This is a genomic window from Sulfuricurvum sp. RIFOXYD12_FULL_44_77, assembly GCF_001830725.1.
Taxonomy (GTDB): domain Bacteria; phylum Campylobacterota; class Campylobacteria; order Campylobacterales; family Sulfurimonadaceae; genus Sulfuricurvum; species Sulfuricurvum kujiense_A.
This window is the reverse complement of sequence record NZ_MIBU01000172.1, coordinates 1-9770: the sequence shown is the minus strand read 5'-3', so window position 1 is coordinate 9770 and position 9770 is coordinate 1. Positions and strand designations below refer to the sequence as shown.

Sequence of the window (9770 nt, the reverse complement as noted above, 5' to 3'; positions counted from 1 at the left end):
ATCTCGGTATCACTCCGTGTCAATCCCGAATACTCATCCTCACCTGTCGACCTCTACAACCCGTGCGGACTCTACAGCCGTTTGGGGACGACTTTAGCCAATTTCGATGATTCGATTGTCTCAAAACTTGACGGATTTAATTTTCATGCGTTATGCGAGCAAAACGTTGATGCGTTGGAAGGGGTACTCGAAGCGTTTGAAGCGAAATTCGGCTCTTATATCGACGGAATGAAATACGTCAATTTCGGAGGAGGGCATCATATTACCCGCGTCGATTATGATGTGGATCGTTTGATTGAGGTAATACGTGCCTTCAAAGCACGTCATAACAATATCACCGTCTATCTCGAACCGGGTGAAGCGATCGGATGGCAGACGGGGCCGTTGGTCGCATCGGTACTCGATATCGTCCATAACGGGATGGATATCGCGATTCTCGATACCTCTGCCGAGGCGCATATGCCCGATACACTGGCGATGCCGTACCGTGCGATGATTCGCGGCTCAGGAGAAGCGGGAGAGAAGGCGTATACGTACCGTTTCGGCGGTAACACGTGTCTCGCAGGGGATATTATGGGGGATTATTCGTTTGATGAACCGCTCAAAGTAGGGGATAAGATTATTTTCGAAGATCAGATTCATTATACGTTTGTAAAAAATACGACGTTTAACGGGATCAAACTCCCATCACTCGCGATCTGGACGAAAGAAGGGGAACTTAAAATCGTTCATGAATTCGGCTACGAGGATTATCGCAACCGTCTCTCTTAGCGTTTGGTTAAGACGGTTGCTAAGGCTTCAGCAACGTTTTCATAGGTTTCTAAAATAGTAGCCATTTGCTCAAGATAGGTTTGCATCGCTTTTTTCTCATAATCGAGCTTTCGTTGGCGTCGTGTCAGTTCGCTGATTTTATTGGCAATTTTGTTTTTACTGAGCTCAAGCTGATTGAGGGTCTTTTTCTTCAACTCAAACAGCTCGGTTTGATGGTAATTGAGTCGATTGATTTGTGATTTCAAAGAGACGGTCTCTTCGGGAGTTGAGCCTGTTTTATTTTTGAGTCGTAGAATCGCCGCATCGTTTTCAGAGATAGTCTCTTGAAAATCAGTGACTTTATCTGTGATGATATCTTTATTGTTCTTTTCTACGGTTAGCTCATTTTGAGCATCATTAAACTCTTTTTCGGCAATGAGTATGGCCTCTTTTTGGGATGCAATTTTCAGCTTTACCTGTTTGTATTGCATCATAATGGAGACAACGGCACTGAAATTCCATTTTTGTTGTTTAGAATCGACAATAGCGTGCTTTTGGATTTTGTTGCCGTTGGCATCAATGACAATTTCATCGGAAAAATATTTGATAAATGCTTCTGCATTTTTATCCCGATTTTCAATAAATTGTAAAAGATTTTTGGCCGTATAGAGAAAGATACGGTGAAAATGTTCTCGCAATACGTATCCCGTGAACCCTTCGATTTTATTTCTATCCTCTTTTTTTAGTACCTCGAGCAAAAGAATTTCGATCATGGAGCGAAATACCGGGATAAATGTTCGTGTGAAGGTGGCATTGTCAATCACACTAAAATTGAGTTTCTCTGCTATAACCTCACCTAAAATAGGCTCGATATGTTCCCAAGCACCTTGCGGGAAGTAGGTCTGATACATCGCTTCCATATCTTCCACCGATTCGCCGCCGAATCGTTTGTCTACCCCTTCCGCAAATTTTTTAGGGGGAGTGTAATGGCGAATCGTAATACGTCCCCGTAAAAAAAAGATAATATCGCGAACGTCGAGATTAAAAATTTGCTCAACCTGCCGCCTTGTCATTTGACGTGCATTATCGAGATCCTCATCAAATTTGAGGAAATTTTCCAAAATCGGCTTTCGTATCTCTTCGGGAATGGAGACAAGATACGGAAGAGGCGAAAAATCGGCTTTACGCTCAAAAATATCGATTAATAAGACATTGTTTTTATGGAGCATCCGATCATACGCTTCGGGTTTTGACGGGTCAATGAACTGTTTTTTAAGGGCGAAAGATTCTAAGGTAACCTGTACTTCAATCTCTTGAAAGCTTTTAGCAAAATATTTGATGAGGGCTTTTCGAATGGCCCCTTTTTTATCATCGAAGAGGGTTTCGTTATTAGAGATTGAGAGTTTTTCAAGAAGTGTCCGATATTGTTCGGTTGTAAAGTCAAGCGCATAAATATGTCTCGGTAAACTTTCATCCAAAATGGTGACAACGTCTAAAATAATACGGGGATTCAAAATTCATCTCCCTTGGGAGAAATCAATTTTACTGCGGCTGTAACGGCATTGATATAACTTAACACCGACGCTTTATTTTGGTAAGCAATGTCAAATGCGGTTCCATGATCGACAGAGGTACGAATAATCGGCAGACCCAAAGAGACGTTGATCCCCTCATCAAAATAGAGGGCTTTGAGTGGAGCAAGCCCTTGATCGTGATACATTGCCGCAATCATCGAGTAGCGTTCCCGAAAACGGGGGGTAAATGCAATATCAGGGACGATAGGGCCGATAAAAACCTCTCTCCCTAGTTCTTTATTGGCATGCTCTATAGCGGCTTCTATAAAACGCTCTTCATCTCCCAACACCCCATGATCCCCTGCGTGGGGGTTTAGACCCAGTACTGCAATCGGCTCATGGGAGGTGGCATGATAGAGTTGGAGAAAAAAGGTGAGCAGTTTATCCGTTTGGATATGAGAAGCCACTTCACGCAACGGAATATGCTCCGTATAGAGGGGAACATAGAGTTTGTCGCATCCGAGCATCATTATCGCGTCACTTTTGAGAATATCGCGCAGTGCATCCGTATGTCCCACATAATCGATTCCCGCCATCATCCATGCCTCTTTATGGATGGGGAGAGTGACGATCGCATCGACATGGTTTGCTTTGGCAAGCTCTACCGCTGCGATAAAGGAGTCATAGCTGTAGCGTCCGCTGGAAGCGGATATTTTTCCCGCTTCGATCGTAAATTCTCCGGAGACTTTAAACATATGAAAATCGTTCGGGATTTGCTTATGCAGTAAAGCAGCCGCTTGATGTGCCATTGTGTAATTAATGCAGTAAAGCGGTTCACACAGCTGCTTAATTTTATCGTGGGCTTTGAGTGCGATTTCAAATCCTACACCGTTAAGGTCACCGACACTGATGGCGAGTCGTTTTAGCGCTGACATAATGCTTTCATATCCGATACGGCAGTAGCTAATCCAGTGAAAACCGAGCGGGCAATGATACTTTGACCGATGTTGAGTTCTTCGATGGTATCGATGTTGACGATAGGGCTAATATTTTGATAATTCAAACCATGCCCTGCTGCAACTTTGAGTCCGAGAGAACGGGCATAATTGGCCGCATCGACAAGTGCACCGTACGCATTTTCCAGAAGATTATCCAAATCACGGCGAGGGAGATTTAAAGACTTTATAGCGTGATGGGTATGGGGAAGGGCACTGTGACGCATAGCATAGAGGTTAGCATAGCTTCCGGTATGCAGTTCAACCCATTGCACCCCAAGACGCTCCGAGGCTTCTATCGCTTCGCGAGTAGGATCGATGAAGAGGGAAACTTCTATTTCGTGCTCATTCAATTTAGTAATCGCATTTAATATGGATTGGTAATTCCCTGTAACATCTAGCCCCCCTTCGGTGGTCACTTCTTCCCTTTTTTCAGGGACAAGTGTTGCACGATGAGGACGCAGAGCACAGACAATGTCGATAATGGAAGGCTCAATCGCACACTCTAAATTAACAGGAAGAGGGGAGGCGGCAACGATACGGCGAGCATCTTCATCGTGGATGTGGCGGCGATCTTCCCGCAAGTGGATTGTGATTTGATCGGCACCGCTTTGGGCACAGATCGCGAGTGCCATAAGGGGATCGGGATCGTTGATCTTTCGAGCTTCTCGCAAGACCGCGATATGATCGATATTGACTCCAAGGGTCATTTTAGCTTTGGCGACGTGCATAAAAGTCCTTTTTGAATTCTACAAATTTCCCCGCAAGGATCGCTTCACGTGCTTGGCGGACCAGCCAGAGATAATAGTGGAGGTTATGGAGTGATGCGAGACGAAAATAGGTAAGTTCTCGTGAACGGAATAAATGGTTCAGATAAGCACGGCTATAGCGACGGCATGTGTAGCATGTACACGCAGGATCGATCGGTTCCGAGTCAAATTTATAGCGTGAGCCTTTGATGTTCACTTTTCCAAACGTCGTAAACAATGTTCCGTTACGAGCATTACGAGTCGGCATAACGCAGTCGAACATATCGACGCCCCGTTCGATGTTCTCGACCAAATCTTCAGGTGTACCGACCCCCATCAAATAGCGGGGTTTGTCGCTCGGCATGAGCGGTGTCGTGTGTTCGACCGTATCGTACATCAGATTGTTTGCTTCTCCGACAGAGAGTCCTCCGATGGCGAATCCGTCATAATCCATCGCGCACAGCTCTTGGGCCGATTGGGTACGGAAATTAAAGTCCGTCCCCCCTTGGATGATCGCAAAAATGTTTTGGTTTATACCGATCCCTTTGGTTTGGTTATTGCGATGGTAATCGATCGACTGTTGCGCCCACTGGGTAGTTCTTTGAATCGAGGTCTTAATACGCTCTTGCGTAGCGGGCAGCGCCACGAGATCATCGAGGATCATCATAATGTCGCTGTTCAGATTGTTTTGGATATCGATCACTTTTTCAGGGGTGAAAAAGTGTTTGCTACCGTCGATGTGGCTGCGAAATTCGATCCCCCTCTCTGTCGGCTTGGAGATGTCGCTGAGGCTAAATGCCTGAAACCCGCCGCTATCGGTCAAAAAGCTCTTAGGATAGGTAGTAAATTCGTGCAATCCCCCAAGCTTTGCGATGGTTTCATCACCGGGACGCAAATAGGTGTGATAGGTATTGGCGAGGATGATTTGGGTATCCAGAAGCTCTGTCATATCGGCCATATCGAGTGATTTGACGCTTCCCACGGTTCCCACGGGCATAAAAATAGGGGTTTGTATCGTTGAATGAGCCGTGGTAATGGTGCACGCTCTGGCATTGCCGCACGTAGCATCGACATGAAATTGCATAAATGACCTTGCTTAATTGTTTTTGCTATTTTAGCGCATATAAGCGGGTTTGTCATCAATATACGTGATCGAAATGTATAAATTTTAGGTGGTTTTGTCGATCGAGATATGGAGTAGGGCACAAACGGTATCGAAAAGCTTATTGGTGAAATCCAGTACCTGTTTAATTTCTTCTCTTGGAGGAAGACGTCTGTGTGGTGTCGGGTACGACTCTTTGATGTGGTACGTCGTGATTAATCTGAGCATATCTTTTTCATTTTCATTAAAATCAATCGTATTCATGATGTGACTGTGTAATTCTATAAGATTATGGGTTTTGAGGATTTGCTTGTTTTCATACGCTAAAAATGCTTTTAGCATGATCTCAACAGCATAATGCAGATCAATCGCAATGACATCCGTGTAATGTTCGACCTTGTACAAAACCTGAGCTGAACTCAGATGATGCCACGCTTTGGTGAGCCACTCGTTAGCCGACGTTTCGTTCATAGAGGACTTTCCCGTTTTGGAGGATATCTACCTTATAAAAGTAATCTTCTCTTTGATCGATAAAATTGGCAGGGGCAGAAAGCAGATCAAATCCGATCTTGTATTTGTAAATCAGATCAGTGATGTTTTTCATGGCGAGGGCTTCGAAATTGCTATCATCGGTATCTTTCACTAAAAACAGATCGATATCGCTCTCTTCGGTAGGGTTTCCGTATGCGTAAGAGCCAAACAGGATAATTTTATCGGGATCGAGAGTTTTGAGACGTTCTACGATTTCGTGTTTGACTACTTCGATGTCTATCATCTGATCCCTCCTTTTTTGTAATTTAAATAATTATACATTAAAATGGGTAAAGGTGTCAGAATACATCAGATGTATATTTTAGCCAAGAGATTCTGTTGGAATAGAGAAAGGTTTAGATTAGATACTTGAAAATATGATTGTATGAATTTTATGATGTTAAGCCTTACTTGCAGATGGTTTTATAAGTGCATCAACTGCAATAACTTCAGGTAAATATTTTGCATTTTTAAGTGAATTATTTTTGTATTTTATTAAGTCTTCAATTTTTTTCTCAGCACTTATAGCACTTGTTCCAACCAGTAGAATTAGTAAAATGCTTTCTTTGGTATCTTCAGATTTTTCATAAATTTTTATTTGAGTTTCTAAGCAGTGTGTCAATGTAGTGATTTGTGCAGATGAAAGTTTTAATTCTACAAGTACTTTTTCTTTTCCTTTACTAAATTTGAAATCTACAGGACCTCGACCTCCATTTGATTCTGGAGAAATGTCCAAATTATTTGCATTACAATATGATGACGCAAATAATTGAAATGCTTGTTGAGATGCTCGTTCATGTTTGATATGTTTATTGTCATCATAGAAAAGTTTATAAGCATTTGTATTTTCGACTAAATCTTGAAATTTATTACAGATCATTTTGACTATGTCATATATTGGTTGATCTTGTTGTAATATCAAAGGATGATGTATTACTATATTTTTAACAAGGTCAATCCATTTAAAATCGTTAGAAGGATCACTGATAAAATCATATGCTTCTTCATTAGTCTTTTTATAAAGCTCAATTACTTTATCTACTAAAAATTTATTTTTAGTGAATATGACTTCTTTCTCTTTTTTATTTACCTCTGAATGCTTGTATGCTTCCCCAAATGTTGAATTAAATAAATCTCTAGCTTCCGTACTTTCATCAACTAACTCACAATATAATTCATCCCAAATTGGTAGTTTACTTAATAATGATGTTGGTAAAAAATATAATGGACTATTATTGTCGAAATGATTAAATGGGACTAGATGGTTTTTGTAAAGCTTAACAGATAGTTTTAATTCTTTGGCAATGTATTGTGTATACTTTAAAATATCATCTTCGATTATTTTAATAATCATGTCACTAATTCTATCAACACTAATTTGCTCTTTAAAGACACCTAAAATTTCAAAAAGTTCTGGCTCGACTTTGTCTTGCTTTATCAATTTATATGCTGTCAATACAATTGATTCGGCTAAGCCTGTTCCAATGCCTCGACCCTTTTTACCTGCTTCCGAGTAACCTAATCCTATGTACCCATTTTCCTTCGATTTTATTGCATCTATTGCACTTTTATAGTAATAATCTTTTTTATCAGGGATTTGAATTTTTTCTACTGTGGAAATTATTAAAGCAAATCTCTTCTGTATTTTTTGATAGCTTGATTCAAAAAATGTATTATCTGTATTTTTTATAAGTTTTGGATTTAAATAGTATTCAGAATCATGTAAGATAAAACCATTAAATATACCTAACTTTTCAAAAATTGTTTTATCGATACCAAAATATTCACTATATCTTAATTCCATATTTTTCCCTTACATAAGTAATGATTTTTAAACTTCCACCATTCTTTGCAAATATTTTATTGATTTATATCAAAAAAAATTATTTCTAAACAATAATCCTTTTTTACTTAAAGAATGGAATAATTCATCTCTGTTGAGCAACACAGTTGCGGAAGACTTGATCATAGAATCTTAGCTATAATACCGAAAACAATTATGCAGGAATATCTATGAGCATTGAACACTCACAAGCAGCCTTTGAAAAAGCCCAAAATCTTATCCCCGGTGGTGTAAACTCCCCCGTCCGTGCCTTTAAAAGTGTCGGCGGAATTCCCCGTTTTATCGCACGGGGCGAGGGCGGTTATTTGATCGATATCGATGAGAACCGTTACGTCGATTATGTTCAGAGCTGGGGGCCGTTGATCTTCGGGCACCGTGATGAGTCTATCGAAAATGCGGTGATCGAAGCAGTCAAACACGGTCTTAGTTTCGGTGCGCCAACCGAAGCGGAATCGGAGCTTGCGGAGTTGATTATCTCTATCTATGATTCTATCGAGAAAATCCGTTTTGTCAGTAGCGGAACCGAAGCGGTAATGAGCGCTATCCGTTTGGCTCGCGGCTTTACGGGGCGTGATGACATCGTCAAATTTACGGGATGCTACCACGGACACAGTGACGCACTTCTCGTTCAAGCGGGTTCGGGTGCGGCTACATTCGGAACTCCTAGCTCTCCGGGTGTACCTGCCGATTTTACGAAACATACGCTGTTGGCGGAATACAACAATATCGAGAGTGTCAAAGCATGTTTCCAAGATAGTCCGGGGATCGCGTGTGTGATCATCGAGCCGATTGCAGGAAATATGGGACTCGTTCCCGCGACCAAAGATTTTCTTGCACAACTGCGTGCTGTGTGTGACGAATACGGCGCATTGCTAATTTTCGACGAAGTAATGAGTGGTTTTCGTGCCTGTTTGCACGGAGCGGAGAGCATTACGGGGACCAAACCCGACCTTGTAACCTTGGGTAAAGTGATCGGCGGCGGTATGCCGGTCGGTGCTTTCGGCGGTCGTCGTGAGATTATGGCACACCTCTCTCCTGAGGGGGGAGTCTATCAAGCGGGAACTCTCAGCGGGAATCCTGTAGCGATGGCTGCTGGATTGGCTTCGATCCATAAACTCAAAACCAATGCACGTGTATTTAGTGTCCTAGAAGCACGTGCTGTACGCCTGATGAGAGGTTTTGCGGAAGCGGCAGAAAAACATAATATCGGATTACAAACCGATGTTCGCGGTTCGATGTTCGGATTTTTCTTCTCCAATGATTCAGTCGGTAATTTTGCGGAAGCGTTGAAAAGTGATACGGCACGCTTTGCCCGTTTTCATGCGGCAATGTTGGATGCGGGATTCTATTTCGCCTGTTCACAGTTTGAGACAGGCTTTATCTCGACCGCTACGACCGATGCGATGATCGAAGAGACCATTGCTGCGGCGGATAAAATTTTTGGAGAGATACAATGAGTGCAGAAGAGGAAAAACCGAGACTAAAACCCATCATCGAGGGGGCTGAAACTCTTTCTCTCGGCATTTCGATGGTGGTTGCAATTCTGATCGGTGTCGCTATCGGATTGGGGCTTAAAAAACTGACAGGAATCACGTGGCTGCTGTGGATCGGTGTTGCTATCGGTATTTTAGCGGCAATTTTAAATGTCTACAAAGCCTACAGTAAGCAATACAAAGAGTTCGAAAAGTTAGCGAAAGACCCACGTTATAACATGGGCAAATCACAAAAAGATGACGATGATGAGGATGAAGATTGATGATCAGCAGTTTTCTAGTTGCGATGCTCTCGTCGATGCTTATCGTTACGGGATCACTCTATTCGTATCGAAACATGATTCAAAGCCGTGTTGAAAACAGCGAAATTGATGATTTCAAAGATGTAATTGATGAGATGGATGATCCGTATGATTTGTACGAAGAGGAACGTGAGTCAGAGATCACAGATATCAAGCAGATGATAAAAGAGGAAAAAGCGCGTCAAAAGAGCAATATTATCGAAAATACGACCAAAAATGCATCGGCTATGGTCTCGCTCTATCGCTTACTACCGTATGCTTTTTTGATACTCGGATTTATTGGACTGGAAAACAGCCATTCCCTAGAGATCTTGCCTTATTTAGTAGGGCTTGCAGTGGGAATGCCGATGGGGTATCTAATCGCCAAGAAATTGTTTATTTCACAATCTTAAGATATTGAATGTATTAACTGTGTGTTAACTCAAATAGATTTACAATGCGTATGTTATATTTATTAAAAAAAGTGATAAAAGGGGTTAACATGCAGATTT

Annotated in this window: 11 protein-coding genes; 4 read left to right on the top strand and 7 right to left on the bottom strand. The window is 41.9% G+C overall.

Annotated features, from left to right (window positions below; translation table 11 throughout):
• Window positions 1–771, top strand: a 771-nt coding sequence (locus A2517_RS06885; RefSeq protein ID WP_294895445.1) for a carboxynorspermidine decarboxylase, incomplete at its 5' end; no start/stop codon positions are given.
• Here the strand turns inward: A2517_RS06885 and A2517_RS06880 are convergent.
• The 7 genes from A2517_RS06880 to A2517_RS06850 all read right to left on the bottom strand — a co-directional run bounded on the left by A2517_RS06880 (window position 768) and on the right by A2517_RS06850 (window position 7445).
• A complete protein-coding gene (locus A2517_RS06880; protein ID WP_294895443.1) occupies window positions 768–2264 on the bottom strand; it encodes a hypothetical protein in 1497 nt (498 codons plus the stop codon). The genes A2517_RS06885 and A2517_RS06880 overlap by 4 nt on opposite strands.
• Window positions 2261–3199 (bottom strand): 4-hydroxythreonine-4-phosphate dehydrogenase, encoded by a 939-nt coding sequence (gene pdxA / locus A2517_RS06875; RefSeq protein ID WP_294895441.1) that lies wholly within the window; start codon window positions 3197–3199, stop codon window positions 2261–2263. Before pdxA ends, A2517_RS06880 begins: the two co-directional genes overlap by 4 nt.
• Window positions 3187–3969 (bottom strand): pyridoxine 5'-phosphate synthase, encoded by a 783-nt coding sequence (locus tag A2517_RS06870; protein ID WP_294895447.1) that lies wholly within the window; start codon window positions 3967–3969, stop codon window positions 3187–3189. Before A2517_RS06870 ends, pdxA begins: the two co-directional genes overlap by 13 nt.
• Window position 3970: 1 nt before the next feature.
• Window positions 3971–5092 carry a tRNA guanosine(34) transglycosylase Tgt gene (gene tgt / locus A2517_RS06865; protein WP_294895439.1) on the bottom strand — a complete coding sequence of 374 codons (1122 nt, stop codon included), beginning with the start codon at window positions 5090–5092 and terminating at the stop codon, window positions 3971–3973.
• Between the two features lie 84 nt (window positions 5093–5176).
• Window positions 5177–5581, bottom strand: a complete 405-nt coding sequence (locus A2517_RS06860) for a HEPN domain-containing protein (protein WP_294895437.1) — start codon at window positions 5579–5581, stop codon at window positions 5177–5179.
• The gene (locus tag A2517_RS06855; RefSeq protein ID WP_294895435.1) at window positions 5562–5885 is read right to left on the bottom strand and encodes a nucleotidyltransferase domain-containing protein; all 324 of its coding nucleotides are present in this window, start codon (window positions 5883–5885) and stop codon (window positions 5562–5564) included. The genes A2517_RS06860 and A2517_RS06855 overlap by 20 nt, the downstream gene beginning before the upstream one ends.
• 156 nt (window positions 5886–6041) lie before the next feature.
• Complete coding sequence (locus tag A2517_RS06850; protein ID WP_294895433.1) at window positions 6042–7445, bottom strand: hypothetical protein; 1404 nt, start codon at window positions 7443–7445, stop codon at window positions 6042–6044.
• Between the two features lie 209 nt (window positions 7446–7654).
• Here A2517_RS06850 and hemL point away from each other — a divergent pair, with 209 nt between their 5' ends.
• Genes hemL through A2517_RS06835 form a run of 3 tightly spaced genes read left to right on the top strand, consistent with a single transcriptional unit; the run spans window position 7655 to window position 9671 of the window.
• Complete coding sequence (gene hemL / locus A2517_RS06845) at window positions 7655–8941, top strand: glutamate-1-semialdehyde 2,1-aminomutase (RefSeq protein ID WP_294895431.1); 1287 nt, start codon at window positions 7655–7657, stop codon at window positions 8939–8941.
• Entirely contained in the window at window positions 8938–9240 is a 303-nt protein-coding gene (locus A2517_RS06840; RefSeq protein WP_294895429.1) for an AtpZ/AtpI family protein, read from the top strand. The genes hemL and A2517_RS06840 overlap by 4 nt, the downstream gene beginning before the upstream one ends.
• A complete protein-coding gene (locus tag A2517_RS06835; protein WP_294895427.1) occupies window positions 9240–9671 on the top strand; it encodes a hypothetical protein in 432 nt (143 codons plus the stop codon). Before A2517_RS06840 ends, A2517_RS06835 begins: the two co-directional genes overlap by 1 nt.
• Window positions 9672–9770 lie beyond the last annotated feature (99 nt).

Bases quoted from the DNA above. Each gene is read 5' to 3' on its own strand.
- pdxA (WP_294895441.1), bottom strand. From the start codon at position 3,199: ATGTCAGCGCTAAAACGACTCGCCATCAGTGTCGGTGACCTTAACGGT.
- A2517_RS06870 (WP_294895447.1), bottom strand. From the start codon at position 3,969: ATGACCCTTGGAGTCAATATCGATCATATCGCGGTCTTGCGAGAAGCT.
- tgt (WP_294895439.1), bottom strand. From the start codon at position 5,092: ATGCAATTTCATGTCGATGCTACGTGCGGCAATGCCAGAGCGTGCACC.
- A2517_RS06860 (WP_294895437.1), bottom strand. From the start codon at position 5,581: ATGAACGAAACGTCGGCTAACGAGTGGCTCACCAAAGCGTGGCATCAT.
- A2517_RS06855 (WP_294895435.1), bottom strand. From the start codon at position 5,885: ATGATAGACATCGAAGTAGTCAAACACGAAATCGTAGAACGTCTCAAA.
- A2517_RS06850 (WP_294895433.1), bottom strand. From the start codon at position 7,445: ATGGAATTAAGATATAGTGAATATTTTGGTATCGATAAAACAATTTTT.
- hemL (WP_294895431.1), top strand. From the start codon at position 7,655: ATGAGCATTGAACACTCACAAGCAGCCTTTGAAAAAGCCCAAAATCTT.
- A2517_RS06840 (WP_294895429.1), top strand. From the start codon at position 8,938: ATGAGTGCAGAAGAGGAAAAACCGAGACTAAAACCCATCATCGAGGGG.
- A2517_RS06835 (WP_294895427.1), top strand. From the start codon at position 9,240: ATGATCAGCAGTTTTCTAGTTGCGATGCTCTCGTCGATGCTTATCGTT.